Here is a 26,662-nt window from a genome sequence, read left to right on the forward strand (position 1 = left end):
AAAATTTTTCACTCAAACTCAACACAATCTGTTTGTTTATAAACGATACATTTCATGTGATCTGAACAATATTTACACAAAATCATTATGAAAAAATGCTGTTTACCCTAGACTAAGCCAAAGACAAAGCACCACTACATTGTAGGAAAATAAAAAAATAGGCGGAATCGTCATTAAACTTTAACAAATCAATGAGAATAATTATTAGCTGATAATATCTCTAATTTATTGCTATTTTTAGATTGATTTTTATTCATAGCAATTTAGTCTGATTTGCTTTTTTAAAATATAAGCATTTTAGTCAGATTTTAAATAATTAATTACAAGTGTTTCTGTCAAGTTTAAAAAATACTACTTTGCTCCATTTATTCTCTGTAATACTCAAAAACAAGTTATTGTTTTATAACAATTTAACAATATATTTGCATTTTAATTGTGCTGGCTATTTTTTTTTGTATGTTTTTGTTTAATAATATAAAACACAGTTTAAAAAATAGGCTTATAAAAAGTGAGCTTAGTACCTAAAGATTTAAATAGAAAAGTTGTTCGTGAGCTCACGGCCATTTTAATTATTAAGGTCGTGTTGCTAATGGTTATCAAAAACATTTGGTTTGATGCCCCAACGATCCCTCAAAATTTTGATTCACAAGTTGCTGAGCGTATAGCCAGCAGTCCTTCCTCAATCAAGGAGACACGTTGATGATTTCTGAAAGCGTGGTCGATCTCTCGCGGTTCCAATTCGCAATGACCGCGATGTATCACTTTATTTTTGTTCCACTGACTTTAGGTCTAGCTTTTATTCTTGCCATTATGGAAACCACGTATGTGATTTCTGGTAAAGAAATTTATAAAGATATGACTAAATTCTGGGGAAAACTCTTCGGTATTAACTTCGCTTTAGGGGTTACGACTGGTTTAACCATGGAATTCCAGTTCGGTACGAACTGGGCATATTACTCACACTACGTGGGTGATATCTTTGGTGCACCACTCGCAATTGAAGGTTTAATGGCCTTCTTCTTAGAATCAACCTTTATTGGTTTGTTCTTCTTCGGATGGGATCGCCTCTCCAAAGTACAGCACTTATGTGTCACCTGGTTAGTTGCGCTTGGCTCTAACATGTCTGCACTCTGGATTCTGGTTGCAAACGGCTGGATGCAAAACCCAGTGGGTTCAACCTTTAACTACGAAACCATGCGTATGGAATTGGTTGACTTCGGGGCATTGATTTTCAACCCTGTTGCACAGGTTAAATTCGTACACACTGTTTCAGCAGGTTATGTAACGGGTGCAATTTTCGTCTTGGCTATTTCAAGCTATTACTTATTGAAAAAACAAGACTTACCATTTGCGCGTCGTTCATTCGCTATCGCAGCAATTTTCGGTTTAGCATCTACTTTATCTGTAATTCTTCTTGGTGATGAATCAGGTTACGAATTAGGTGATGTTCAAAAAACCAAACTCGCTGCAATCGAAGCAGAATGGGATACTCACCCTGCGCCAGCAGCGTTCACTTTATTTGGTATTCCAAATGAAGAAACCCAAACCACAGATTACGCAGTCAAAATTCCTTATGTTATGGGTATTATTGCAACGCGTTCTGTGACTGAAGAAGTGACTGGTATTAAAGACCTGATCGCAAACCATGAAGTTGCGTATCCGTAACGGTATGGTTGCTTATCAACAACTTGAGCAATTACGTGCGGGCGATCAATCTCCTGAACTGAAGGCTGCATTTGACCAAACTCAAAAAGACTTGGGTTACGGTTTATTGTTGAAAAAATACACGCCAAACGTTGTAGATGCAACAGACGAACAAATTAAAATGGCTGCTGCGGACACTATTCCACACGTACCAAGCTTGTTCTGGGCATTCCGTGCAATGGTTGCTTCTGGTTTCTTAATGCTATTGTTATTCGCTCTTGCAACTTTTGCAGTTGCGAAACGCAATGCTGAAAGCAAACCATGGTTATTAAAATTTGCTTTATTCTCATTACCATTACCTTGGATTGCTGCGCAAACAGGTTGGTATGTTGCAGAAGTTGGCCGTCAACCATGGACAATTGGTGAAGTACTTCCTACACACTTGTCTGCATCTTCACTCAGCACAGGTGACGTATGGGGCTCAATTATTGCATTGGCTGCGTTCTACACCGTATTGCTGATTATTGAAATGTACTTGATGATCAAATTCTCACGTCTAGGCCCAAGCTCGCTTCATACTGGTAAATACCACTTCGAGAAACTTGAAGCTGCGAAAAAAGCCAATGAGGAGGCTTAAGCATGATCGAATATGAATTACTCAAAATCATTTGGTGGGTGCTAGTTGGTGTACTACTAATTGGCTTTGCCCTTACAGATGGCTTCGACATGGGCTCAATGGCAATCATGCCATTTGTAGGTAAAAATGACGAAGAACGCCGCGCTGCAATCAACACGATTGCACCGCACTGGGATGGTAACCAAGTTTGGTTCATTACTGCTGGTGGTGCGTTATTTGCAGCATGGCCTATGGTATATGCAACTGCATTCTCAGGCATGTACTGGGCACTACTCTTAGTCCTATTTGCCCTGTTCTTGCGTCCAGTCGGTTTTGACTACCGTTCAAAACTTGAAAACACCAAGTGGCGTACATCTTGGGACTGGGGTCTAGCTGTAGGTGGTGCAGTTCCTGCATTAGTATTCGGTGTAGCTTTTGGTAACATGTTCCTCGGTGTGCCATTTACCCTAGATGAAACTGTACGTTCAACATATACAGGTAACTTCTTTGCGTTATTAAACCCATTCGCTCTGGTATGTGGTTTAGTGAGCTTGTCTATGCTTTGTGCGCATGGTGGTGCTTGGTTAATGCTTCGTACAGATGGTGACTTACGTGCACGCTCTGCTAAAGCAACACAAATCATGGGCATTGTGTTCCTTGTGTGTTTCTTAGGTGCAGGTGCATGGTTATACTTCGGTGGTATCGAAGGTTATACCCTTGTTACTCCATACGACACAAATGGCGTTGCGAATCCATTGGCTAAAGAAGTTTTAACCAATGGTAACCCTGGTTGGATGAATAACTACTCAACTTACCCAATCACCATGATTGCGCCAGTAATGGGCATCTTGGGCGGTATCTTGATTATTCTTGCAGCTGGTAAAAACAAGGCAGGTTTGAGTTTTACTGGTTCATCTTTAGCGGTAATCGGTGCAATTTTAACTGCTGGTTTTGCACTGTTCCCATTCTTAATGCCTTCAAGCCTCAACCCTGTTGCAAGCTTGACTATGTGGGATGCGGTATCTAGTAAAAACACATTAACTGTTATGACTGTAGCAGCATGTATCTTCGTACCAATTATTTTGTTGTACACCACTTGGTGTTACTACAAAATGTGGGGCGTTATCACCAACAAGCACATTAAAGAGAATTCACACAGCCTTTACTAAGGCTGTGTCTAAGGAGAATAAATTATGTGGTACTTTGCATGGATTCTCGGTATTCTGATGGCATGCTTTGCAGGTGTCTTGAGTGCCCTGTATATTGAATCTCATCAAGACCTTGACGAGGAATAAATAGATGACAGACACTGCAGTGAACGCTGAAACAACAGTTCAAAAACCTAACAAAATTGCGATGGTTATTTCATGTTTATTGGCATTCCCGCTCGCAGCTGTACTGCTTCTACATCCAGCAGCAATGCTGGATGCCAACGGTGAATACAGCCACCGCGCCATGATGTTTATTATGATTGGTATTTCTGGTGGCTTTGTTCATGGCGTTGGTTTCATTCCACGCTTCTGGTTTTGGAAATGGCTCTTTAGCCCGTTTGTGGCATGGCCGTTGATGATTTGGGGTTATTACACTTGGTTTCTTTAATGAGGTGTAAATAAATTCCTTGAAAAGAGCGCAATATGCGCTCTTTTTTATTGGCTTAATATTTAGGAGCCGCAGATCATTCCTCTGCATGTTCACCATATAAAACAGCGTATAAAATTTTGAAACTTACAATCTAAAAGAAGAACTAAGCTCAAAACTCAGGCAGAAAAAGCCAAACACTACGGTTTGGCTTTTTTCACAACATATTTTCGCACTTGGCAATGATTATGCACCTTGCTTAAAGCATATTGTTATTTCGGCTCAATGGGTGCAAACGGTGCAACCACATCGGCATTCTGCGCACGATGACGCATGAAATGATCCATCAATACAATCGCAAGCATAGCTTCTGCAATTGGCGTTGCACGCACACCTACGCAAGGATCATGGCGTCCTTTGGTCAGTACATCCGTATCTTCACGGTTTAAATTAATGGTTTTACCAGGTGTAGTAATACTGGCTGTTGGTTTTAAAGCAATCGCAACACGAATATCTTGACCACTAGAAATACCGCCTAAAATACCGCCTGCATGGTTCGCCAAAAAGCCGTCAGTGGTCAGTTCGTCACGGGTTTCATGCCCAAACTGCGCTGCCACTGCAAAACCATCTCCAATTTCAACGCCTTTCACAGCATTGATAGACATCATGGCATGGGCAATATCGGCATCTAAACGATCAAAAATAGGTTCGCCCCAACCCACAGGAACTTTTTCAGCCACAATTTCCAGTTTTGCACCACAGCTTGTACCCTGTTCACGCAAAGACGTTACCAAAGCTTCAAAACGTGGTACAGCATCGGCATCGCCACAGAAAAATGGATTGTTTGGTACTTCGTTCCAATCTAGCTTTTCAGCTTTTTCTGTACCAATTTGAGTGACGTGACCACGAATCACAATTCCAAATTTTTCGAACAGGTATTTTTTTGCAATTGCACCTGCTGCAACGCGCATTGCTGTTTCACGTGCGCTTGAACGTCCACCACCACGATAATCGCGGAAACCATACTTTTGCGTATAGGTATAATCTGCATGTCCAGGGCGGAAAGTCTGTGCAATATTACCGTAGTCTTTAGATTTCTGGTCAGTATTACGAATTAATAAACCAATCGACGTTCCCGTAGTTTTACCTTCAAAAACACCTGAAATAATTTCTACTTCATCGGGTTCTTTACGTTGTGTCGCAAATTTAGATGTACCAGGTTTACGGCGGTCTAAATCTTTTTGCAAATCTTCAGCAGACAGTTCAATGCCTGGTGGCACGCCATCTACAATGGCCATAAGCCCTACGCCATGAGATTCGCCACAAGTCGTTACACGGAAGAGTTGCCCAATACTATTGCCTGCCATGTCCAACGACTCCTTATGCTTGAACAGATTGAATAAATAAATCGCGGTATTCACGACATTGTGCTGCAGTCAGTGCAAAAATGCCTGATCCACCTTTTTGGAATTTTAACCAGTGCAAATCGACCGTATTGAAATTCTGCTTCATTGCCCATTCAGAATTGCCCACCTCAATCACAATCAGACCATCTTCAGTGAGGTAATCTGCAGCCTGCGCCAGCATTTTGCGCACTAAATCTAAGCCATCTTGCCCTGCTGCCAATGCCAATTCTGGTTCATGGTGAAATTCTTCAGGTAAATCTGCCATATCTTCGGCATCAACATACGGTGGGTTAGATACGATTAAATCGTACTGATTTTCTGCTGGAATTTTGGCAAATAAATCAGACTCAAGCAACGCCACTTGGTATTGTTTGTTGTGATGTTCACAGTTAATTTGTGCGACTTCCAAAGCATCTTTTGAAATGTCAGTTGCATCGACTTCAGCATCTGGAAAAGCATAAGCCAAAGCAATCGCAATACAACCTGAACCCGTGCACATATCCAAAATACGTTGTGGGGTTTTAGGCGCAGCATTGGCTGGTAAATTATTATCTGCTTCACGCATTTGACCTTCTTCATCTAGACAATATGGCGCAAAACGATTTTCAATTAGCTCGGCAATAGGTGAACGTGGAATCAAAACACGCTCATCTACATAAAATGGTTTTCCGAAGAAATACGCCAAGTTTAATAAGTAAGAAGTTGGTACTTTTTCATTGATACGACGTTCGAGCAAGCTTAAAAATTCAGCTGCTTCGCTCGGCAATAATTTTGCATCTAAAATTTCTGGGTCTGCATTCCAGTCTAAAGACAAAGTTTGCAATACCAATGCAGAGCTTTCTGCAAAATAATCTTCTGTACCTTGACCTAAATGTGCATCGTATTGACGTAATGCTGTAACCCCAAAACGGATAAAATCACGAATAGTTGATAGGTTTTCAGCAGCTTCCTGCAAATGTTCAGGGCTAATTGTCGGTCGATCCACTTAAGGCGCTCCAAGGTCTAATTATAAAACGCTTTATAATACCCTGTTTTACTCGGTTTTATAATGTTTAAGCAGTTTCCAAGTAATTTATTTACTATGGTTTTACTTATTTGATTCCCACAAACTGACCTTGATAATAATCAGCGCGCTCTGCTGTTTGCAGCAAAACACATTGTGCACGTTGTAATGCGGCAAAATCGCTTTGAGTCGATAAATAACAGCGTTGTTTTACACGGTTTTCCCAAAGTTGATGCTGTTGTTGAATATTACTGGCATTGCCTGCGCTGCGCTTTACATAGGCTTTATAATGTTTTTTGAGTCGTTTGGTTTGTGCTTTTTGCTCAGTTTTAATACATTTTTGCGATTGGGAAATTTTGCCATAACTATTGTTCATACATTGCGTATAGCCTTGTGAAACGCCATTCGCCCAAACTTGAGCTGTACCCAAAGTCAGCATCCCCAATAGTGTAAATGTCCAAACTTTCATATTTCCCCCTGAGCGCAGTCTGTTTTTAAAGCGCGGTAAATTTTCAATATTTTATAATTTTACAAAACCCAAATTGCTGCATTGATGCTACAAGATTCAGGTTAAAAAGCATATAGTCAATCCCCTGATTTTTATAGCTGAGTCGATGATAAATGAACAACAATCATTGAAAAATGTGACGACATCCCAATAATTGAATTACTCATTTTATAGATGAAGCTTTCAGCCTTATGAGCTACAAACACAATAATTTAATGGCCATGCGCCAAAGCTACTGGAATGACAACCATTCCGATGCGGTATTGATTGAAAAACAATTTTTTCAGCAAATTTTGATTGAAAACGGCATTTTTGAAAATTCGTCATTAGATGATGCCAAATATCTGTTTTTTAGTTTGCCCAGCGTGATTATTGTAAAGGGTTATGCACACGGTTTTTTACACGATTCTGTAAAATTGATGATTCTCAAATTTATCCAAGACAACAAAGCGCAATTGATGAAAAAAGCCGAAACCAAAGTGCAATATCGGATGTAAAAGTACTTTTAAGCCGTTTTTCATACTTTTTTCACGAGGAAACTCGACGTTCAGCAAGTTGAACTTTTTTAATACGTTAAGACACGGTAATATCCGTTACAATCTAATTTTCCTGCATATTGCTGATTTAAGGATTGATTTTAATGTCAGATCAGAACGATAAGCTTAAACAACTCAAGACTTCCTCTATGGATCGACGCTTATCCATCGCAAAAGCATCCTTACTGGCGGGAACACGCTGGGCAGCTTCCAATGCCACTTCCATGTTTTCTAGCGAAGAAGAAAAAGAACGTAAACGCAAAAAAGCCATGAAAGAGCAAGCCGACTATTTGGTGGCGGAAATTGGAAAATTAAAAGGTTCAATCGTGAAGATTGGCCAAATGATGGCGCTGTATGGCGAACACTTTTTACCTGAAGAAATCACACAAGCACTCAACACACTGAATAACCAAACTGTTGCTTTGGCATGGCCTGCAATTAAACAGCAATTACAAGCACAATTGGGTGCAAAACTAGATGATCTGACTATTGATCACGAACCCTTAGGCACAGCCTCTTTAGCGCAAGTACACCGTGCTACACGCAAGTCTGATGGTTTGGAGTTGGTATTAAAAATTCAATACCCAGGCGTTGCAGATGCAATAGACTCAGACATGAGTCTATTCAAAAACATGCTCAAATTAACCCGCATGGTTCCTCAAACCCGCGAATTTGATCAGTGGTTTGATGAAGTGCGTGAGATGATGCACCGTGAGGTGAATTATCAAATTGAAGCAGACACGACACGTCGCTTTGCAGCACGTTTAAAAGATGATCCACGTTATATCGTGCCGCAAATTGTAGATGAATACTGCAGTGATCAAGTGCTGTGCATGACTTTTGAACGTGGTGTGCCAATTAACAGCCCTGTGATGCTTTCCTTGCCACAAGAACGCCGTAATCTATTGGGCGAAGCTTCTTTAGAAATTGCGGTGCGTGAAGTGTTTGAATGGGGCGAAATGCAAACCGACCCGAACTTTGGCAACTACTTGGTTCGCTTGGGTAATGGTGAAGATATTCACGATAAAATCGTACTGCTCGACTTCGGTGCTATCCGTCAATTTGACCAGCACTTGCTGACTGTGGCACGTAATTTGATCAAGGCGGGTTATTACCATGACCCACAAATGATGGTGAATGCTATGACAGGTTACGAGTTTTTTGACAGTATTCCTGAAAGTATTAAACCCGATATGGCCAAAGTATTTTTACTGGCCACAGAAGCCTTTAGTCACCTAGACAATAACCGTGACTTACCTGCTGGCGTAATGGATGAACACTCTCGCTATGACTGGAAAAAAAGTCAGTTACATAGCCGAGTCATGCAACAGGCATCTAAGTCTATGGCTTCACGTTACTTTAGCGTGCCGCCTAAAGAATTTATGTTTATTAGCCGTAAATTCATTGGTGCCTACACCTTTATGACTGTGATTGATGCAAAAACCAATGTCCGTAAAATGATTCAAAAGTTTATTTAAGTCCCAACTTTTTTCTTCGATTAAAGCTGTTTTATAGACCTAAATGATTGTTGTGCCCCGATACAATTGTCATTTAGGTCAATTTATTTCAAAAGCGCACATCTTTATAAAAATAATAAGAGGTGGCCCCACTTGTTTGAACAACTAAAAGCGTATTTATAAGTGATATGTCGCTCTAGTTAAGCCACCTTGTTTTGTTGGGGTAGCTGATCATAGTAAAACTCATTGGGTGTCATTTTGTCTAGACTCGAATGAGGTCGTTTCAGATTATAAAACTCAAAATATGCACTCAATTGCTTTTTCGCATCTGTGACACTGCTATAAGCTTTGAGATACACCTCTTCATATTTAACGCTCCGCCATAATCGTTCAACCATCACATTATCTACCCATCGACCTTTACCATCCATACTGATTTGAAAACAGCGAATCAATCGCTGACTAAACTGTTTAACGATTTAAAATTGCCAAAATTGCTTGCGCAGGGTCTTCACTGTTATCGGACAATAATTGCTTATGCATAGTGATATGCTGCATCACCTGAATTTGTGCTGTTTCGATATCAATTAACTTTTCAATTTCTACTGCCAAACGCTCAGGTGTTGCATCCTCCTGAATTAACTCCTGAATCACCTTTTTACCTGCAATAATATTTGGCAATGAATAATAAGGAATTTTCACCAACAGTTTCGCAATCCAATACGTGATCCGATTCAGCTTATAAAACGTAACCATTGGACGATGTAATAGCATTGCTTCTAGCGTCGCCGTGCCTGAAGCCAGTGCAATTATATCGGACGCATTCATCACCTGACGTCCAATTTTAGATTCTGTGCCACGATTTTCCATTAACTGCACTTTGTCTTGTAATGCGGTCGGATAAGTCTGTAGTAACGCTTCAATTTGTTGTTTGCGTGCATCATTAATAGCAGGAATTAAAAAGGTAAACTGCGGATATTTTTGCGTCAAAATATAAGCCGCATCTAAAACTAACGGCCCTAAACGCTCAATTTCACCACGTCGACTACCGGGCAAAAGTGCAATATATTGTTGCTGTTGGTCTAGACCCAATTCGAGTTTTGCTGCAGCAATTGGATTTTCCAACGGCAACTGACTCGCCAAAGGATGTCCAACAAAGGCTGCAGGCACATCCCATTTTTTAAAAAAAGCTTTTTCAAACGGAAATAAACACAGTACCAAATCTATACTGGCTTTAATGCCATGCACTCGACCTTGTCGCCAAGCCCATACCGAAGGACTAACATATTGCACGGTTTTAATTGGCAAGTTTTTCTGTTTTAAACTTTTGGCAAGACGTAAATTAAAATCGGGTGCATCAACCCCAACAAAGACATCAACAGGATGTTGGCTCCACTTTTCGACCAAACCATCCCGAACCGCAAAGAGTTTTTTCAAATCTTTCAGTACTTCAACAATGCCCATTACCGACAAAATATCCATCGGATAATAACTTTTAAAACCTTCCGCAATCATTTGCGGGCCACCAATGCCTTCAAACTCTGCATCAATGCCTTGCTCACGAAAACGTCGCATAAGTTGTGCCCCTAAAGTATCACCCGATACTTCTCCCACAACGATACCAATTTTAAGTTTCCGATTTTGCAAGCGTTTTATCCTCTAACTTTTAATGGATATGAATTTTAGCATAGCCACATTATTTTGTAAGAAACAGAAAGTAAGCCGTGGAATGAATCTGTAATTTTTGCGCAGATTTTCTATATTGACTATATCTGTTTTAAGAATAAGTAAATCATTAATCATGACAACAGCTTATTGCCAAAAGTCATAATATATTCACGTTTTTTTGACTTCGGCATATCTTCATGGTTGGTCCTATTGAGTTTATTTGGGCAGGTGTATTGGTCGGCTTCTGCGTGGGTGTGACTGGCGTGGGTGGCGGCTCGCTGATGACTCCCATCCTGATCAGCTTGTTTAAAATTGAACCGCATATCGCAATTGGGACAGACTTACTCTATGCTGCCATTTCAAAATTCTGCGGTTCATTGGTTCATGCCAAAAAAATGAATATTGTATGGCCCATTGTGATTTGGCTTGCAGTGGGCAGTATTCCTGCTTCATTTGCGACCCACTGGGTTTTAGAGAATTATTTAAGCCAATCTACCCATTATAAAATGGTACTGACCGTGGTATTGGGCTTTATGTTGACCTTAACTGGCATCTCAATTATGTTTCGCAGTCAAATTGAATCGTTTTTTAATAAACACCGTAAACAAGAATTGCCCGATATGACCCAGGACCTTGAAAAGGTTAAACTACAAGCTGCAGATAAGCGCGCCCTGATTGTGATTATGGGAGTTGTACTGGGTGTATTTGTCACACTTTCTTCAGTGGGTGCTGGTGCTTTTGGCATCATGGCATTGGTGCTCATGTTCCCGAATTTACCCATGATTCGTATTATCGGCTCAGATGTCGTGCATGCTGTCTTACTCACCTTGGTTGCAGGTTTAGGTCATATGAGTTCAGGCAATGTCGATTTTCACCTATTGGGTTGGTTGTTAGTAGGTTCGATTCCTGCAATTGTGGTGGGGACTTTAGTTAGTTCACGTTTACCTGAAAAAGTGATTCGTAAGGTTTTAGGAATTACCTTATTTATTCTCGGGATTAACTTTATGGTTAATCCTGTGAAAACAAAACCGATTAGCACGCCAGAAACTGCAACAGCAGTTTCTGAAGCACAAGCCAGCCAATAATGAGCTTTATCTGACAGAATTTTGCCAAAACAGACCGTTTAATTTATCTACCCGATTCATCACTTATTTTTTAAAGAAGTATTCATCTTTTTATAACAAAATATAGTGAAATTCATGTTATATTCAGGCTATTAAACAATCTTTTGTATCATCAAACCAGTGACGGCAATGAATACTTTACAGTCTAATCCTCTTACACAATCAGACATCGATGACGTGAATATTGAAAGTATTCAGCCACTCGTGACTCCTGCAGAATTAAAAACTGAGTTACCTTTAACTGAAAATGCTTATCAAACCGTTCTTCGTGGTCGTGAAACAATCCGCAATATTTTAGATGGTAAAGACAAGCGTCTATTTGTGGTGATTGGTCCATGTTCTATTCATGACCCTGTTGCTGCACATGAATATGCAGATCGTTTAAAAGAATTAAGCGAAAAAGTAAAAGATTCTCTTTACATTGTGATGCGTGTTTATTTTGAAAAACCGCGTACTACAGTGGGCTGGAAAGGCTTAATTAACGATCCAGACATGAATGACTCTTTTAACATTGAAAAAGGTTTGCGTATTGGTCGTAAGCTTTTACTTGAGTTAAATGAAAAAGGGTTGCCATGTGCAACTGAAGCACTTGATCCAAACTCTCCACAGTATTATCAAGATTTAATTTCTTGGTCTGCAATTGGCGCACGTACTACTGAAAGCCAGACTCATCGTGAAATGTCATCTGGTCTTTCTTCTCCAGTCGGCTTTAAAAATGGTACAGATGGTGGCTTAACGGTTGCAACCAATGCTATGCAATCGGTAAAACACGGCCACAGTTTCTTAGGTCTGAATGATCAAGGTCAGGTTTCTGTGATTCGTACTAGCGGAAACGCATATGCACATGTGGTTTTACGTGGTGGGAATGGTAAGCCTAACTACGATGCAGGTTCTGTTGCAAATGCTGAAAATGCATTAAGCAAAGCCAAAGTCAGCACCAAAATCATGATTGACACCAGTCATGCTAACTCAAACAAAGACCCATTCTTACAGCCGTTGGTATTAAAAAATATCACAGAGCAAATTTTAGATGGCAATAAGTCTATTGTTGGAATTATGGTCGAAAGTCACCTGAAAGGGGGGCGACAAGATATTCCTGAAAACTTATCCGATTTAGAGTATGGTAAGTCTGTGACTGATGGTTGTATCGACTGGGACACCACTGAAAAAGCTTTGCTAGAAATGCATGAAGCATTGAAAGACGTTTTAGTGAATCGTTAAGATTTAAAAACGCCATCTTTATGATGGCGTTTCTATTTGTAGCATAGGAAATTCTGCGCGCATGAATGACATTGAAACTCAACTTAGCCAAATTAAAAATTTCCAGTTCATTCATGAGCGTTTGTTTTCTTCAGGTCAGCCTACGGCTGAAGAATTAAAACAAATTAAAGAATATGGTATTGGCACTGTCATTAATTTGGCTGAAAGTGATGCGGAACACGCCCTTCCCCATGAAGACAAAATTTGTCTGGATGTTGGACTAAACTATATTCAACTGCCAATTTCATGGGAAACACCATCCTCTGATCAATGTTTATTATTGCTCGATTTGGTCAATCATTTATTAGAAAGCCAAATGGTGTGGGTACATTGCAGCAATAACAACCACGTCAGTAGTTTAATGTATTTGTATCGTCAATATTTTATGGATGTGGATATTGCAACGGCTCAAGACTTTTTACATGATATCTGGAAACCCAATGAAACTTGGACAGGCTTAATTCACGCCGTTTCTTTGCAATTACAAGGTCGTAAAGCCACGCAAGATTTACAACAAGCTTTGGAATCTGCTGAACTGTCTTAATTCAGCAGATTGTATAGATAAAATTCTAATGCGATTATTTTGTATGAGAAATCAATACAGTCGCTGTTGCTAAAATACCTTCCTGACGTCCAGTAAAACCTAATTTTTCAGTGGTTGTCGCTTTAATACTAATTTGCGTGACCTCTACATCCAATACATCAGCAACACTTTGGCGCATTTCTAGCGTATGCGGTGCAAGTTTAGGACGTTCACAAGCTACAGTGATATCGGCGTTATTCAGTTTATAGCCACGGTCTAAAATGAGTTGATAGACCTGTTTAAGCAATACCCGACTATCTGCACCTTTATAATTTGGATCGGTATCTGGAAAATGCTGACCAATATCCCCTAGCGCTAAAGCACCTAATAATGCATCGCATAGTGCATGCAGTACTACATCGCCATCTGAGTGTGCTTTTAAACCTTGTGTATGAGGAATTTGAACACCTGCAAGCGTCACAAAATCTCCCGCTTCAAAGGCATGAACATCTAATCCTTGTCCAATACGAATCTGTGCAACCATGTTCAACTCCTGTAGAAATAAATCATTGAAATCTTGTATTCATACTTTCGATTTCGCTATATTAGACCTAGCGCAACATAGTGAAAGTATAAGCGATCATGCTGTTGAAATCTGAGAAGCATCTTATCAAAAACTTAAGCACACTGCTGTTATTTGGCTGTTTATATTCATCTTTCTCTTATGCACAAGTGATTGATTGTAGATCTACATCCAATAAAAAGTTAGCGCAGGTGTGCTCGGAGAATTTCTCAGAATTACGTGAAAAATTAAGTGATCAACATTTAACAGCTTATTTGATGAGTGATGCGCCTATTCGCTTGTTAGAAGACACCCAGCAATTGTGGATACAGCGCTTACAGCAATGCAAAAGCTTGAATTGTTACACTCAGCAATTTGATTTCAGAATTGATCAACTGAATTTTTTCACTTCTATGAATCAAAGCATGACTCAACATTATTTAAAATATGAAAATGGTCAATTTGCTGCGCAGCCCGTACATTTACAAATTCATCAGCTCAATAAAAACAGCATTAAAATTGAAGGCATTGCTTATCGTAATCCAAATAACCGCCTTGAAACCCAAAGCATCGCCTTTTTAGCTTACACAACGCCTGAGCAAAAAAACAAAATCATCGACAATGAGCACGATTGTAGCTACGACTTTAATTATTCTAAAGCGATCTTAAAAATTCAAACCAAACAAAAAGGTTGTGAACGCTTTGCGGGTATCTATCGTTTATACGATTAATGCTTAATAATAGATTGTATTAGACAAATTAAATGAGTAACCACAACACAATTGGCAAAGTTAAAGCGGCAAATACGGTTTGCAGGCTAATAATTGTTGCCATTAAACGACTATCTCCCCCTAAAACTTGTGTAAGTACATAAGCCGCAGATGCGGTAGGTAAAGCAAAAAACAAGACTAAAATTTGTGATTCCAAAACTAGAATATTTAAACTCTGACAAATTATCCAAGCCAAAGCAGGCATAAATAACAAACGCCCAAATACGTTTAATGCCAATGCAAACACATCGCGTTGCAAGCCATTAAATTGCAATGCTGCGCCCACACACATTAATCCCAAAGGCAAACTGCTTAACGCCATTTGACGAATAAAATGCTCTGCACCTTCCCACAAGGTCAGACCTGCTAAATTATATAGACCACCAACAATACACCCTAAAATTAATGGATTTTTCATCAATGACCACAGGATTTGCTTCGCCTGTAAAGCCTTAGTATCGCTTAAAGCCAACACAGATAATACATTCACCAATGGGATGCAGAACACCAAAATAATCGCGAACAGCGCCATGCCCTGCACCTGAAACAATGCTGCGACCAAAGCCAAACCGATATAAGTATTGAAACGTACCATGCTTTGCATATACACCCCAAAACGGACTGCGGGGGTTTTAAAATAGCCACGCAAGGCATATAACAAACAACTTACCAAAGCCACAACAAGCCCCACGACCAACAAAATCTGTGTGATTGATTTCGCTTCAACATTTGCTGTGGCGAGGTTTAAAAACAGCATGCTAGGAAATAAAATATAGTAATTTAACTTTTCTGCACCCTTCCAAAATGGCTCATCTAGCATACGTGACTGCTTAAGGAGATAACCCATTGCAATTAAGGCAATCAAAGGGAAAAGTGCAATAAAAATCAAATGGGTCATAGGGTGCTCTGTATGTGTTACTGCTACGCTATTGTTTTTGAATTATTGCTTAATAAATAAAGTAAATTTATTGGATATTATAGAGATTTTTTTTGTGCTTATCCTGTTTTGCTTAGGCTATTTTAGAGCCACAAAATGTGAAAAAGATGATGATCGCAACTTGCACCCACATCATCTTCCACATAGATTTTGCATTAGCGATGGGTATGGATAGACATCACAATCCCCATACTCGCCAACATGGAAATGACTGCCGTTCCACCATAACTCATGAGCGGTAATGGGTCACCGGTAACAGGTAAAATACCACTCACCATCCCAGAGTTTAAAAACACAAAGAAAAAGAAAGTCAGACCGACCGTGCCAGCATACAAGCGCCCGAAATTATGGAAACAATTCATCCCAATCATCAAACAACGTAAAATAATCGCGGCAAACAAACTGAACAGTAAAAACACGCCAATAAAACCAAACTCTTCGGCATAGGTCGACATAATAAAGTCAGTATGATGTTCAGGCAGATAACCCAAATGCGATTGTGTTCCCTCTAAATAACCTTTACCTGTAAAACCGCCTGACCCAATGGCAATTTTGGATTGAATAATATTCCAGCCTGCCCCCAAGGCGTCCGACTCTGGGTCAAATAAGGTTAGTACTCTTTTCTTTTGGTATTCCTGGAAAAAGAACATCCAAAGCAATGGTGCTACAACAGCCAATGCGGTGATAGCTCCTAAGATTAATCGCCATGACATGCCACTTAAAAACAGTGCAAAGACACCAGGAATAATCAAACCAATGTTTAAGTCGGGTTGTAATGCCACCAATACAAAAGGAATCATCATAATCACTAATGCGACAATGATATGGATAAATTTAGGCGGGAATGCATGACGCGAAAAATACCATGCCATCATCAATGGCATGGCGAATTTCATAAATTCACTGGGCTGCATACTGCCAATACCTGGCAAGCTGATCCAACGTTTTGCCCCCATACGGGTTTCACCAATGACCAGAACCAAAGCCAGCATGATCACTGCAAAAATATAAAAATATGGACTGGCAGCTTGATATACCTTCGGCGGAATTTGCGCCAAAATAATCATGGCGATAAAGCCAATACCAAAACTGGTCGCTTGGCGCAGCACCATCCCCATATCTTGCGCGGTGGCACTATATACCACCATTAAACCTAGAATCGCATTTAAAATCAGAAAACACAGCAACCATGGATCTAAATGTAATTTAGTCCAGCGTGAGGAATCATTTTTAATGCTTCTACCATCACGTAATGAGTGACGTAAAAAACGATACTGCTGCGATGGGTTCATGCGACTCAAAGGTATTTAAAATAGACAGGATGAACAATTATAGAAGTAAAGCGGCACAGAGTGAATCATTAAAGCTGAATCGTTAAAGATTCAAGTTTAACGCAATGTTTATCACACTAGATTTTTATCATCCACGTTGTTGTGAGGCTAAAATTAAACGCGCCAACTCTAAATCATCAGGATAGGTGATTTTAATATTATCAGAACGACCTTGCACGACATTTACAATTTGCCCTGCTGCTTCTAAAGCACTGGCCTCATCGGTAATCGTTAATTGCTGTATTAATGCAGATTCAATGACTGTTTTAAGCACATCAAGTTTAGCAATTTGCGGAGTTTGCGCTTGCCAGAGTTGATCGCGGCATACCGTAGTTTCAATTTTTGTTCCTTGACTTATCTTTTTTAAAGTATCACGCACAGGAATAGCTAAAATGGCACTTTGATCTGTTGCCAGTGCAGTCTGATACAACTGTTCAAGGCATGCAACTGTCACACAAGGACGCGCTGCATCGTGCACCAAAACCCAGTCATCTGCATGAGCGATTTCAGATAAATAATGCAGTGCATTCAAGACTGAATCCACTCGCTCTGCACCACCTGCGCAAAAATGTGCTTTTGCTTTTTGCGCCAAGTTTAGGCTTTCTGCTACATCATCTGCTTGACCAATCGCTAAAACATAACCTGCCAAAGGCAAATGATTTAAACGTGCGATGCTGTGCTCTAAAACTGTTTGATCTTGAATATACTGATATTGTTTGAGGTCAGTTCTAGAAAAACGACGACCAGAACCCGCTGCGGGAATAACCGCCCAAAGTTTAGGGTGTCGCGGCGGTTGTTGATGCTGCAGGTTGTTGTGATTCATTGTTGCGTAAATCTACTGAGGAGTTTGGTTGAATATAAATTGGTTTATATTGTGTACTTATGGTGCTCATTTGCACAAAGGTTTCATGTGGCTTAATTAAGCCTAAATCTAAACGGGCATGCTCTTCAATCGCTTCTACCCCATTTTTTAAATCATAAACTTCTGCTGCAAGTACGCGATTGCGCTCTTTCAGCTCTGTATTTAATTCTATTTGTTGCTGAATTTTTTCTGTCAGTGCAGCATGGTCACGATAACCACCCTCACCAAACCAGTGTAAATATTGAAACCCTGCGATCAAAAAGATCGCAAGGCCCAACAATGCTTTACTCGCCTTGGAGTCAAATACATTTAATAGAGACATCTACTGATTTCGCTTAGTTCAAACCTTTGAACTCAGCTTTACCGCGATATGCAGCATTAGTCAATTCTTCAATACGAAGTAATTGGTTATATTTTGCTACACGGTCAGAACGGCAAAGTGAACCAGTCTTGATTTGACCTGCTGCTGTACCTACTGCAAGATCTGCAATTGTAGAGTCTTCAGTTTCACCTGAACGGTGTGAAATAACAGTTGTGTAACCATTCGCTTTAGCAAGATAAATAGCATCAAGCGTTTCAGTCAAAGTACCAATTTGGTTGTACTTGATCAGGATTGAGTTACCTACTTTTTCATTGATACCACGTTGTAAGATTTTCGGGTTAGTCACGAACAAATCATCACCGACCAATTGAATCTTATCACCTAAAATCGAAGTCAGGTAAGACCAACCTTCCCAATCAGATTCATCTAAACCATCTTCAATTGAGATAATTGGATATTGATTCACAAGACCTGCTAAATAGTCAGAGAATTGGTTGCTTGTGAATGCCTTGTTCCCTTCACCTGCAAGAACGTACTGACCATTTTTGTAGAATTCTGAAGATGCGCAGTCAAGCGCCAACATGATGTCAGAACCAGCTTTGTATCCAGTCTTCTCAATAGCTTCAAGAATAACTGTGATGGCTTCTTCGTTAGAACGTAAGTTTGGCGCAAAACCACCTTCATCACCCACTGCTGTATTTAAACCTTTTTGGTTCAATACAGATTTCAATGAGTGGAAAATTTCTGCACCAGCACGTAATGCTTCAGAGAATGAAGTGAAGCCTACCGGCTCAATCATAAATTCTTGAATATCAACGTTATTGTCCGCATGTGAACCACCATTTAAGATGTTCATCATTGGTACAGGCATAGTTAAAATGCTGTTGTTACGAAGGTCTGCGATGTATTGGAACAGAGGAATTTTCTTTTCGTCAGCAGCAGCGCGCGCAGCAGCCAAAGACACGGCTAAAGTTGCGTTTGCACCTAATTTTTCTTTGTTTTCAGTACCATCAAGTGCAATCATAGTGTTGTCGATGTCTTTTTGTTCAAACACCGACTTACCAAGTAAAGCATCACGAATCAAAGTATTTACGTTGTTTACCGCAGTTTTAACTCCTTTACCTAAATAACGTGCTTTGTCGCCATCACGAAGTTCTAGAGCTTCACGAGAACCAGTTGAAGCACCTGATGGTGCACATGCACGGCCAACTACGCCAGATGCTAAGATTACGTCTGCTTCGATGGTTGGGTTACCACGAGAGTCCAAAATTTCACGTGCACGAATGTCAACGATTTGGCTCATGAACAATTCCTCAGTTGATTAATAACGTGATGCTTGAGGCATCAATGATTCTATAATTTAATAATGGATCTAATTTAGTGTGTATCTAGCTTTTGGAAACCTTTTACCAAAGTATCCAACTCTTTAAGCTGTGACAAGAACGGCTCAAGTTGTGATAGACGCAACGCACAAGGGCCATCACACTTTGCCTGCTCTGGTTCAGGATGTGCTTCTAGAAATAAACCTGCCAAGCCAGTTGCCATACCTGCACGTGCCAATGTGGTAATTTGTGCACGACGACCACCTGCCGAATCTGCACGACCACCTGGAGTTTGCAAAGCATGGGTTACATCAAAGAACACAGGTACATTCATTTCTTTCATAATGTCAAAGCCCAGCATATCGACAACCAAGTTGTTGTAACCAAATGCTGAACCACGTTCGCAAAGAATCAATTTGTCATTCCCTGCTTCTAAACACTTATGCAAAATATGACGCATTTCGTGCGGTGCAAGGAATTGTGCTTTTTTGATGTTGATAATGGCTTGAGTTTTCGCCATCGCTTCAACTAAATCGGTTTGGCGGCTTAAAAAAGCAGGAAGCTGAATAATGTCTGCCACTTCTGCCACAGGCGCAGCCTGATACGGCTCATGTACATCGGTAATGATTGGCACATTAAAATGTTTTTTAATGTCTGCTAGCCATTCAATGCCTTTTTCTAAACCCGGACCACGAAATGAGTTCAGGCTAGAACGGTTGGCTTTGTCAAAACTAGCTTTGAATACATACGGAATATTTAAGCGTGTGCAAATATCCACATAAGTTTCAGCAATTTCAAATGCAAGGTCTTTAGACTCAAGTACATTCATGCCGCCAAACAATACAAATGGCAAATGATTCGCCATTTGTATATCACCCAAACTTACAATTTCTTGTGGTTTTAATTGTGACATTTCAACTTCCTAGTTTATCCCTAAAGCCATCTTATTTGTTTTTTTGATGCTGTTGTTTTGCTGCATCAATAAAGCTAGCAAACAATGGATGTCCATCACGTGGCGAGCTGGTAAATTCTGGGTGGAATTGTACCGCAATAAACCATGGATGTTGCGGAATTTCAACCGTTTCAACCAAGTGCTGAATAGGTGAATAACCCGAAATTTTAAGACCGGCTTCTTCAAGTACTGGAATATAACGGTTATTCATTTCATAGCGATGGCGATGACGCTCTACAATTTCTGCCGAACCATACACTTCACGAGTTTTAGTACCTTCAACCAATTCAGATTTTTGTGCACCTAAACGCATAGTGCCACCCAAGTCAGAATCGACAGAACGCTGTTGAACTTCACCTCGCTCATCTAACCACTCAGTAATCAAACCAATAAGTGGCGACTTAGTCGAACGGTTAAACTCTGTTGAACTTGCATCGGTAATACCTGCAACATTGCGCGCATATTCAATCACAGCCAACTGCATACCCAAACAGATTCCCAAGAATGGTACACCGTTTTCACGTGCATATTTGATGGCTTGCATTTTGCCTTCAGTACCGCGCTCACCAAAGCCGCCCGGGACTAAAATTGCATCAGCCTCTTTAAGTACAGTATTAACGTCTTGGCTTTCAAGCTCTTCTGCATTGACATAGTCAATTTCAACTTTGACGCGGTTTTGAATGCCCGCATGTAACAATGCTTCGTTTACAGATTTATAGGCATCCGGTAATTCAACATATTTACCCACCATCGCCACACGAACGCTGTATTCTGGGTTTAATAATGCATCGACTACGTTATCCCAATCAGATAAATCTGCTTCTGGAAAATCATTGAAGCCAAAACGCTCACAGATTAAATCATCTACGTCTTGTTCATAGAATGTACGTGGAATTTGGTAGATGGTTTTGGCATCTTTACATACCACAACCGCACGTGCTTCTACGTTGGTAAATAACGCAATTTTACGGGTTGTGTCTGCATCAACATCGTGTTCAGTACGGCAAATGAGAATATCTGGCTGAATACCGATAGATAACAATTCTTTGACTGAGTGTTGAGTTGGCTTAGTTTTTAACTCTGCCGCAGATTTGATATATGGCAATAAAGTTAAGTGCATGAGCATAGTGCGCTTATGCCCTAATTCCACCATCAATTGGCGTACAGATTCCATGAATGGGAGAGATTCAATGTCACCTACTGTACCACCAATTTCTACGATTGCGACATCGTAGCCTTCGCCAGCGCGAAGTACACGTTCTTTAATATTGTCAGTAATGTGTGGAATCACCTGAACGGTACCGCCCAAGTAATCACCACGGCGCTCTTTATTTAGAACGTCTTGATACACACGACCAGAGGTAAAATTATTTAACTTGGTCATTTTCGCACGACGCAAGAAACGTTCGTAATAACCCAAATCTAAGTCAGTTTCGGCACCATCCTCTGTGACAAAAACTTCACCATGTTGGAAAGGACTCATTGTCCCTGGATCGACATTAATGTATGGATCCATTTTGACCATGGTTACTTTTAAACCACGGGCTTCTAAAAGTGCAGCAACTGAAGCAGCTGAAATACCTTTACCTAGTGATGAAACTACACCACCAGTTACGAAAATAAAATGGGTCATTGGGTTTCTCGTACAATCGAGCCTAAATCGGCCTGCAATGTTGCGCAATTTTACTTTACTCTGCACCAATAAAGCAAAGTCATTCCGCATCAATTCATAGAACAATAAACAATTGGCTATTTTATCAGCATTTCCTGTAAAAAATTAGAACTTCTTGAGAGGATTTTCATCTGTCATTTTATTGCTATAATACGTCCGTCTATCCGATCTTTAATTTTGTGCAATTATGAATAAGAAACTTTTAATTTGTGGTGCAATTGCAACGGCGTTGTTAGTGACTGCATGTGTAAAAAAAGAACAGCCAAAGCAAGATGAGCAAGAACAAGTAGAGGTTCAAACTGAACAAACTACTGAAACTACTCAATTTGAACCACTAGAACCTGTTGAAAACATTCAAGATGCTGAACCAGAATCGCCCGCACAGGTAGAAGTGGAACGTACTGAAACAGCGAACACCACGACTGAAATCCCTCGTGAAACACCTGCGCAACCTGCTGCTGCCCCTGCGCCTGCGCCGAAAGCTGAAGCACCTGTTGCCGAAGACAAGCCAACTCAGGCACGTCCAAGCAATAACACAGGTGCTCAATCTGAAGATGATGCTGTTGCCGCTGCGATTGCTGCTGCAACCCCAGCACTTGAGAACTAAGTGCTCACTTAAAACTAAGCTTTAAGTTAAAGTCAGTTTTAAGGTGTAAGTTCTTATCTTAGATTTGAATTGACGTTAAAAAACCCAGTCATTGTGTACTGGGTTTTTTATTCATTTGGATGAGTCTTCGCTGAGATAACTCGTGAATACATTTGCAATACAGCTACCTATTTCTATATAGGTTTGTGCGCTTCACTTTAACTTGCCTGCAGCAACTGCGATTGCACTTTAAAATAATTAGAAATTAAACGCGATGCCCAAGATTTAGTAAAACCGACACCTTCATAAAAACCACAATGACTGCCTTTACGGGTCGTCACTACCATAATATTTGGCATTTTCCGTATGGTTTCTTTATAAGGATCAAAGTTTTTGATGTGGCACACTGGGTCATCTTCTGCATTTAAAACCATAAGCGGAATTTTGACATTCTCAAACACATAAATTGGGTTAATGGCTTGTGTGTAGCTGTCATAATCTTCAAAACCCGCCAATTCAAAATACGCCTTTTCAAACTCTGCCAATGTAGTCGCACTTAACACTTGCGATAAAGATTTTACGTTTTGCCAAATGTCCTGATGGGGCTGAATAAAAAACTGGAATAATTTTTTGGTCATCACTTTACTGTAAAAAGGATGCACATGCTGAAAGCCTAGTTCAGTGTTATATCCTGGGCACAGTGCAAACGCGGCTTTAATTGGGGTTTGCTCGCCTTCTTCGCCCAAATAGCGCACCAATAATCCTGTCCCTGCGGAAGAACCAACAGCATATAATTCAGATTGTGGAAATTGTTGCTGAATAAACACTATTTGTTCACGCAAATCATGCGTCGAACCAAACAGATTCATTTGTGGTACAGGCATAGGTAAATTGCCATGCCCACGGCGTAAACATAAGGCAATACGCCACTGTGTCTGTTGATGTAAATCGCGCACCAACTCACGCATACTTTCCAAAGAACCTGTAATGGTATGCATTAAAACAATTGTGGGAGTATCTGCAGGTAAGTCATAACCCACCCAAGCAACTGCGGTGATACCGCCATCTTGCATAGTGAGTTGATCAACCCGATCATACTGCTGACGAATGGTTTTCTTTTTAATTAAATCAAAATATAAAAGATGCGCATGTGTATTGGACAGCCACGGTGTTGGACGGTATTTTTCTTTGAGCTGTGGTAAATAATCCAATACCCGACGGATTTCTCCATGTGGATGATAATACAACGTCGGTAAATCTGCGCCTGTGACCTGATCTAAAACCGCTTGTGTAATTTTCGCTATTTTTTGTAATGTAGACATCATTTTACTCCCAAGCAATACATGCACTTTCAAGCATGCCAACCCGAAACCGATTTCTATAAAACAACTTCATTGCCATACACACGCGGTATTTTATTTTTCGGTTGGCATAAAGGCAGCCATACGTTGTCCCATTTGCACAGCCAATGCCTCTAAACCACTTTTCGGGCGAATCATCACTTCAAAGTCCACAATTTGTCCTTGTGTATTGAATTGAATCATATCAATTCCTTTAAGTTTTTTATCTCCCACATTGGCGGAAAATTCAAGTACAACATTGCAACCATCTTCAGTATAAAACTCACGGTGATAAGTAAAGTTTTCAAAAACCTGAATTACATTGGTTAAAATAAAAAACACCACTTGTTTACCCGCATAAGGTTGGTACGCTACAGGTGAACGAAACACCACATCATCTGCCAGCAATTCACTCAAAATAGACATATCATGGTTTTGCAGCATTGTATGCCAACGCTGTACCGCTAATTTTGTTGTTTCCAAAGTCATGTTAAGTTCCTTTTTTTTGTTTTGATATTTCATTTCTATGCAGAGTCCCTGAGTGAGACTGAAGCACTGCTGCACTGGGCAGAAGCGATTATTAACTCTCTCCCCAGCCCCCTCCCAAAGGAAAGGGAGAAGGAGTTGCATTAAATTTTCGCAGCCAATTCAGCACCCTGACGGATTGCACGTTTGGCATCTAATTCACCTGCTTCTTTCGCCCCACCAATCAAATGTACATTCTTACCTGCTGCCTGTAATTGCTCATACATGGCGGTGTAAGATTCCTGCCCCGCACAAATCACTATATGATCAACCTCTAGCACTGTGCTTTGACCATTTACGGTAATGTGCAAGCCTTGATCATCAATCAGGTCATAACTTGCCCCTGCAATCATTTTAACGTCACGGTTTTTTAAACCTGTGCGATGAATCCAGCCTGTTGTTTTACCCAAGCCTGCACCCACGGACGATGCTTTACGTTGTAACAAATAAATTTCACGTGGAGATTCTTCAACTTTTGCAGCTTTTAAACCACCAACATGCGCATAATTGGTATCAATGCCCCATTCATCGTAGAATTTTTCAGGATTTAGGCTACCACTTTCACCTTCATGGCTTAAATATTCTGCAGTATCAAACCCAATACCGCCTGCCCCAATAATCGCAACACGTTGACCTACAGACTTACGTTCTTTTAAAACTTCAATATAACTCAGCACTTTAGGATGATTAATACCTGCGATATCCAATTGACGCGGGGTTACACCTGTTGCCACAACCACATCATCGAAGTCAGCATTGAGCAATTGTTCAAAACTAGCCGTATGATTCAATACCAATTTAATATTCGGTTGTAACTCAATTTGGCGTTTAAAATAGCGCAAAGTTTCATAAAACTCTTCTTTACCAGGAATGGTTTTGGCGATATTAAACTGTCCGCCAATTTGATTCGATGCTTCAAAAATCGTCACCTGATGCCCACGTTCTGCAGCATAGGTTGCAAAGCTTAAACCTGCAGGCCCTGCACCAATTACCGCAATATTTTTAGCCTGTGTTGTTTCTTTAAAAATGAGTTCTGTTTCATGACAAGCACGTGGATTAACCAAACATGAAGCAATTTTCATCGAGAAAATATGGTCTAAACAGGCTTGGTTACAACCAATACAGGTGTTGATTTCATCACTACGACCTTGCTCTGCTTTTTGCACAAAGAACGCATCTGCCAACATTGGACGTGCCATCGATACCATATCGGCATGGCCTGCAGCCAAAACATGCTCTGCCATTTCAGGAGTATTAATACGGTTTGAGGTAATCAGTGGCACTTTGACCAAACCTTTTAATTTTTCTGTCACCCATGTAAAGGCTGCGCGAGGGACTTTTGTGGCAATGGTTGGAATACGTGCTTCATGCCAGCCGATTCCTGTATTGATAATAGTCGCACCAGCCTTTTCAATCGCTTGTGCCAACTGCACGACTTCTTCAAAGCTTGAACCGCCTTCGACTAAATCGAGCATTGATAAGCGGTAAATAATAATAAAGTTTTCACCGACTTCTGCACGGGTACGCTTCACAATTTCAATTGGGAAGCGAATACGGTTTTCATAACTGCCGCCCCATTCATCATCACGATGGTTCGTACGCGCAGCAATAAATTCGTTAATTAAATACCCTTCCGAGCCCATGATTTCGACACCATCATAACCTGCGTATTCTGCCAATTTGGCACAGTTCACAAAGTCTGCAATGGTTTGCTGCACTTCTGCCGAAGTTAAAGCATGTGGTTTACTTGGGTTAATCGGTGCCTGAATAGCAGAAGGTGCAACAATATCAGGCTGATAAGAATATCGTCCCGTATGTAAAATCTGTAAGGCAATTTTGCCGCCTGCATCATGCACAGCCTGTGTCACTACTTTGTGTTTTTCTGCCTCTTGACGGGTATCGAGTTTATTGCCACCTGCAAAGGTTAATCCAGCATCATTGGGTGAAATACCGCCTGTAACAATCAGCCCCACTCCACCTTTGGCACGCTCTGCATAAAAAGCGGCCATACGTTCATATCCACCCGGTGCTTCTTCAAGCCCAACGTGCATAGAGCCCATTAAGACTCGATTTTTTAAAGTGGTAAAGCCTAAATCTAAAGGCGCAAGTAAGTATGGATAGTCAGACATAGAATCTCCCTGCTGGCAAAAATGCTGGC

General features: G+C 40.4%; 26 protein-coding genes and 2 pseudogenes. 12 read left to right on the top strand and 16 right to left on the bottom strand.

The genetic code is table 11. The features are described from left to right. Nucleotides 1–508: 508 nt before the first annotated feature. The 5 genes and pseudogenes from cydP (at nucleotide 509) to LZP46_RS08210 (ending at nucleotide 3,859) form a co-directional block, all read left to right on the top strand. The gene (gene cydP / locus LZP46_RS08190) at nucleotides 509–700 is read left to right on the top strand and encodes a cytochrome oxidase putative small subunit CydP (protein WP_019837291.1); all 192 of its coding nucleotides are present in this window, start codon (nucleotides 509–511) and stop codon (nucleotides 698–700) included. Next, a pseudogene (locus LZP46_RS08195) lies at nucleotides 700–2,281 on the top strand (cytochrome ubiquinol oxidase subunit I). The gene cydP and the pseudogene LZP46_RS08195 overlap by 1 nt, the downstream one beginning before the upstream one ends. Before the next feature lie 2 nt (nucleotides 2,282–2,283). Next, a complete protein-coding gene (gene cydB / locus LZP46_RS08200; RefSeq protein WP_236093528.1) occupies nucleotides 2,284–3,429 on the top strand; it encodes a cytochrome d ubiquinol oxidase subunit II in 1,146 nt (381 codons plus the stop codon). 24 nt (nucleotides 3,430–3,453) lie between these two features. Continuing rightward, on the top strand, nucleotides 3,454–3,555 hold the full coding sequence (cydX, locus tag LZP46_RS08205) for a cytochrome bd-I oxidase subunit CydX (RefSeq protein ID WP_004860610.1): 102 nt from the start codon (nucleotides 3,454–3,456) through the stop codon (nucleotides 3,553–3,555). Between the two features lie 4 nt (nucleotides 3,556–3,559). Next, nucleotides 3,560–3,859 (top strand): cyd operon YbgE family protein, encoded by a 300-nt coding sequence (locus LZP46_RS08210; protein WP_004973403.1) that lies wholly within the window; start codon nucleotides 3,560–3,562, stop codon nucleotides 3,857–3,859. A 251-nt stretch (nucleotides 3,860–4,110) separates the two neighbouring features. Here LZP46_RS08210 and aroC read toward each other — a convergent pair whose 3' ends face one another. From aroC to LZP46_RS08225, 3 genes are all read right to left on the bottom strand, one after another. After that, nucleotides 4,111–5,205 carry a chorismate synthase gene (gene aroC, locus LZP46_RS08215; RefSeq protein WP_178318691.1) on the bottom strand — a complete coding sequence of 365 codons (1,095 nt, stop codon included), beginning with the start codon at nucleotides 5,203–5,205 and terminating at the stop codon, nucleotides 4,111–4,113. 13 nt (nucleotides 5,206–5,218) lie between these two features. Further along, nucleotides 5,219–6,229, bottom strand: coding sequence for a 50S ribosomal protein L3 N(5)-glutamine methyltransferase (gene prmB, locus LZP46_RS08220; RefSeq protein ID WP_236093529.1), 1,011 nt, complete (start codon nucleotides 6,227–6,229; stop codon nucleotides 5,219–5,221). Between the two features lie 106 nt (nucleotides 6,230–6,335). Next, complete coding sequence (locus tag LZP46_RS08225; protein WP_178318689.1) at nucleotides 6,336–6,716, bottom strand: hypothetical protein; 381 nt, start codon at nucleotides 6,714–6,716, stop codon at nucleotides 6,336–6,338. A gap of 230 nt (nucleotides 6,717–6,946) precedes the next feature. On the opposite strand from LZP46_RS08225, the gene LZP46_RS08230 reads away from it, so the two are divergent. Both LZP46_RS08230 and LZP46_RS08235 read left to right on the top strand, forming a co-directional pair. After that, complete coding sequence (locus LZP46_RS08230; RefSeq protein WP_236093530.1) at nucleotides 6,947–7,252, top strand: hypothetical protein; 306 nt, start codon at nucleotides 6,947–6,949, stop codon at nucleotides 7,250–7,252. Between the two features lie 143 nt (nucleotides 7,253–7,395). Then, nucleotides 7,396–8,769, top strand: a complete 1,374-nt coding sequence (locus LZP46_RS08235) for an ABC1 kinase family protein (RefSeq protein ID WP_168417379.1) — start codon at nucleotides 7,396–7,398, stop codon at nucleotides 8,767–8,769. Nucleotides 8,770–8,948: 179 nt separating this feature from the next. Here the strand turns inward: LZP46_RS08235 and LZP46_RS08240 are convergent. Further along, nucleotides 8,949–9,188, bottom strand: a pseudogene (locus LZP46_RS08240) (integrase core domain-containing protein); the annotation flags it as partial. Between the two features lie 31 nt (nucleotides 9,189–9,219). Continuing rightward, complete coding sequence (gene lpxB / locus LZP46_RS08245; RefSeq protein ID WP_236093531.1) at nucleotides 9,220–10,395, bottom strand: lipid-A-disaccharide synthase; 1,176 nt, start codon at nucleotides 10,393–10,395, stop codon at nucleotides 9,220–9,222. 218 nt (nucleotides 10,396–10,613) lie between these two features. Here lpxB and LZP46_RS08250 point away from each other — a divergent pair, with 218 nt between their 5' ends. The 3 genes from LZP46_RS08250 to LZP46_RS08260 all read left to right on the top strand — a co-directional run bounded on the left by LZP46_RS08250 (nucleotide 10,614) and on the right by LZP46_RS08260 (nucleotide 13,344). Further along, complete coding sequence (locus tag LZP46_RS08250; protein WP_236093532.1) at nucleotides 10,614–11,501, top strand: sulfite exporter TauE/SafE family protein; 888 nt, start codon at nucleotides 10,614–10,616, stop codon at nucleotides 11,499–11,501. Between the two features lie 168 nt (nucleotides 11,502–11,669). Further along, nucleotides 11,670–12,761 (top strand): 3-deoxy-7-phosphoheptulonate synthase, encoded by a 1,092-nt coding sequence (locus tag LZP46_RS08255; RefSeq protein ID WP_236093533.1) that lies wholly within the window; start codon nucleotides 11,670–11,672, stop codon nucleotides 12,759–12,761. Between the two features lie 61 nt (nucleotides 12,762–12,822). Further along, the gene (locus tag LZP46_RS08260; RefSeq protein WP_004973370.1) at nucleotides 12,823–13,344 is read left to right on the top strand and encodes a protein tyrosine phosphatase family protein; all 522 of its coding nucleotides are present in this window, start codon (nucleotides 12,823–12,825) and stop codon (nucleotides 13,342–13,344) included. Between the two features lie 34 nt (nucleotides 13,345–13,378). Here LZP46_RS08260 and ispF read toward each other — a convergent pair whose 3' ends face one another. After that, a complete protein-coding gene (gene ispF, locus LZP46_RS08265) occupies nucleotides 13,379–13,867 on the bottom strand; it encodes a 2-C-methyl-D-erythritol 2,4-cyclodiphosphate synthase (protein ID WP_019837276.1) in 489 nt (162 codons plus the stop codon). A 98-nt stretch (nucleotides 13,868–13,965) separates the two neighbouring features. On the opposite strand from ispF, the gene LZP46_RS08270 reads away from it, so the two are divergent. Beyond that, nucleotides 13,966–14,616, top strand: coding sequence for an A1S_1983 family putative colistin resistance protein (locus LZP46_RS08270; protein WP_236093534.1), 651 nt, complete (start codon nucleotides 13,966–13,968; stop codon nucleotides 14,614–14,616). A gap of 28 nt (nucleotides 14,617–14,644) precedes the next feature. On the opposite strand, the gene LZP46_RS08275 is transcribed toward LZP46_RS08270, so the two are convergent. The 7 genes from LZP46_RS08275 to LZP46_RS08305 form a co-directional block, all read right to left on the bottom strand. Further along, nucleotides 14,645–15,553 (bottom strand): AEC family transporter, encoded by a 909-nt coding sequence (locus LZP46_RS08275; RefSeq protein ID WP_236093535.1) that lies wholly within the window; start codon nucleotides 15,551–15,553, stop codon nucleotides 14,645–14,647. Between the two features lie 194 nt (nucleotides 15,554–15,747). After that, nucleotides 15,748–16,884, bottom strand: coding sequence for a rod shape-determining protein RodA (gene rodA / locus LZP46_RS08280; RefSeq protein ID WP_236093536.1), 1,137 nt, complete (start codon nucleotides 16,882–16,884; stop codon nucleotides 15,748–15,750). A 127-nt stretch (nucleotides 16,885–17,011) separates the two neighbouring features. Then, nucleotides 17,012–17,746: a 2-C-methyl-D-erythritol 4-phosphate cytidylyltransferase gene (gene ispD, locus LZP46_RS08285; protein WP_236093537.1), complete on the bottom strand. Its 735-nt coding sequence runs from the start codon at nucleotides 17,744–17,746 to the stop codon at nucleotides 17,012–17,014. Then, nucleotides 17,700–18,107, bottom strand: a complete 408-nt coding sequence (locus tag LZP46_RS08290) for a septum formation initiator family protein (protein WP_019837271.1) — start codon at nucleotides 18,105–18,107, stop codon at nucleotides 17,700–17,702. Before LZP46_RS08290 ends, ispD begins: the two co-directional genes overlap by 47 nt. A gap of 13 nt (nucleotides 18,108–18,120) precedes the next feature. Beyond that, a complete protein-coding gene (gene eno, locus LZP46_RS08295; RefSeq protein ID WP_019837270.1) occupies nucleotides 18,121–19,410 on the bottom strand; it encodes a phosphopyruvate hydratase in 1,290 nt (429 codons plus the stop codon). A 74-nt stretch (nucleotides 19,411–19,484) separates the two neighbouring features. Further along, complete coding sequence (kdsA, locus tag LZP46_RS08300) at nucleotides 19,485–20,342, bottom strand: 3-deoxy-8-phosphooctulonate synthase (RefSeq protein ID WP_070154624.1); 858 nt, start codon at nucleotides 20,340–20,342, stop codon at nucleotides 19,485–19,487. Nucleotides 20,343–20,373: 31 nt separating this feature from the next. Continuing rightward, nucleotides 20,374–22,014, bottom strand: a complete 1,641-nt coding sequence (locus LZP46_RS08305; RefSeq protein WP_236093538.1) for a CTP synthase — start codon at nucleotides 22,012–22,014, stop codon at nucleotides 20,374–20,376. A 226-nt stretch (nucleotides 22,015–22,240) separates the two neighbouring features. Here LZP46_RS08305 and LZP46_RS08310 point away from each other — a divergent pair, with 226 nt between their 5' ends. Beyond that, nucleotides 22,241–22,660, top strand: coding sequence for an internalin (locus LZP46_RS08310; RefSeq protein WP_236093539.1), 420 nt, complete (start codon nucleotides 22,241–22,243; stop codon nucleotides 22,658–22,660). Between the two features lie 197 nt (nucleotides 22,661–22,857). Here the strand turns inward: LZP46_RS08310 and LZP46_RS08315 are convergent, their stop codons facing one another. From LZP46_RS08315 to LZP46_RS08325, 3 genes are all read right to left on the bottom strand, one after another. Further along, nucleotides 22,858–23,964, bottom strand: a complete 1,107-nt coding sequence (locus tag LZP46_RS08315) for a YheT family hydrolase (RefSeq protein WP_026438425.1) — start codon at nucleotides 23,962–23,964, stop codon at nucleotides 22,858–22,860. Between the two features lie 90 nt (nucleotides 23,965–24,054). Next, entirely contained in the window at nucleotides 24,055–24,468 is a 414-nt protein-coding gene (locus tag LZP46_RS08320) for a nuclear transport factor 2 family protein (protein ID WP_004973337.1), read from the bottom strand. A 140-nt stretch (nucleotides 24,469–24,608) separates the two neighbouring features. Next, complete coding sequence (locus tag LZP46_RS08325) at nucleotides 24,609–26,633, bottom strand: NADPH-dependent 2,4-dienoyl-CoA reductase (RefSeq protein WP_236093540.1); 2,025 nt, start codon at nucleotides 26,631–26,633, stop codon at nucleotides 24,609–24,611. Nucleotides 26,634–26,662: the final 29 nt, after the last annotated feature.

Origin of the sequence: Acinetobacter sp. SCLZS86 (assembly GCF_021560715.1) — a bacterium.
GTDB classification, from domain to species: Bacteria; Pseudomonadota; Gammaproteobacteria; order Pseudomonadales; family Moraxellaceae; genus Acinetobacter; species Acinetobacter towneri_A.

Coding starts and splice junctions, on each gene's coding strand:
- eno (WP_019837270.1), bottom strand. CDS start 19,410: ATGAGCCAAATCGTTGACATTCGTGCACGTGAAATTTTGGACTCTCGT.
- LZP46_RS08275 (WP_236093535.1), bottom strand. CDS start 15,553: ATGACCCATTTGATTTTTATTGCACTTTTCCCTTTGATTGCCTTAATT.
- LZP46_RS08250 (WP_236093532.1), top strand. CDS start 10,614: ATGGTTGGTCCTATTGAGTTTATTTGGGCAGGTGTATTGGTCGGCTTC.
- LZP46_RS08320 (WP_004973337.1), bottom strand. CDS start 24,468: ATGACTTTGGAAACAACAAAATTAGCGGTACAGCGTTGGCATACAATG.
- cydB (WP_236093528.1), top strand. CDS start 2,284: ATGATCGAATATGAATTACTCAAAATCATTTGGTGGGTGCTAGTTGGT.
- LZP46_RS08255 (WP_236093533.1), top strand. CDS start 11,670: ATGAATACTTTACAGTCTAATCCTCTTACACAATCAGACATCGATGAC.
- LZP46_RS08290 (WP_019837271.1), bottom strand. CDS start 18,107: ATGTCTCTATTAAATGTATTTGACTCCAAGGCGAGTAAAGCATTGTTG.
- LZP46_RS08325 (WP_236093540.1), bottom strand. CDS start 26,633: ATGTCTGACTATCCATACTTACTTGCGCCTTTAGATTTAGGCTTTACC.
- aroC (WP_178318691.1), bottom strand. CDS start 5,205: ATGGCAGGCAATAGTATTGGGCAACTCTTCCGTGTAACGACTTGTGGC.
- LZP46_RS08270 (WP_236093534.1), top strand. CDS start 13,966: ATGCTGTTGAAATCTGAGAAGCATCTTATCAAAAACTTAAGCACACTG.
- LZP46_RS08310 (WP_236093539.1), top strand. CDS start 22,241: ATGAATAAGAAACTTTTAATTTGTGGTGCAATTGCAACGGCGTTGTTA.
- ispD (WP_236093537.1), bottom strand. CDS start 17,746: ATGAATCACAACAACCTGCAGCATCAACAACCGCCGCGACACCCTAAA.
- rodA (WP_236093536.1), bottom strand. CDS start 16,884: ATGAACCCATCGCAGCAGTATCGTTTTTTACGTCACTCATTACGTGAT.
- cydX (WP_004860610.1), top strand. CDS start 3,454: ATGTGGTACTTTGCATGGATTCTCGGTATTCTGATGGCATGCTTTGCA.
- LZP46_RS08210 (WP_004973403.1), top strand. CDS start 3,560: ATGACAGACACTGCAGTGAACGCTGAAACAACAGTTCAAAAACCTAAC.
- ispF (WP_019837276.1), bottom strand. CDS start 13,867: ATGGTTGCACAGATTCGTATTGGACAAGGATTAGATGTTCATGCCTTT.
- LZP46_RS08315 (WP_026438425.1), bottom strand. CDS start 23,964: ATGATGTCTACATTACAAAAAATAGCGAAAATTACACAAGCGGTTTTA.
- LZP46_RS08225 (WP_178318689.1), bottom strand. CDS start 6,716: ATGAAAGTTTGGACATTTACACTATTGGGGATGCTGACTTTGGGTACA.
- LZP46_RS08235 (WP_168417379.1), top strand. CDS start 7,396: ATGTCAGATCAGAACGATAAGCTTAAACAACTCAAGACTTCCTCTATG.
- LZP46_RS08305 (WP_236093538.1), bottom strand. CDS start 22,014: ATGACCCATTTTATTTTCGTAACTGGTGGTGTAGTTTCATCACTAGGT.
- LZP46_RS08260 (WP_004973370.1), top strand. CDS start 12,823: ATGAATGACATTGAAACTCAACTTAGCCAAATTAAAAATTTCCAGTTC.
- kdsA (WP_070154624.1), bottom strand. CDS start 20,342: ATGTCACAATTAAAACCACAAGAAATTGTAAGTTTGGGTGATATACAA.
- LZP46_RS08230 (WP_236093530.1), top strand. CDS start 6,947: ATGAGCTACAAACACAATAATTTAATGGCCATGCGCCAAAGCTACTGG.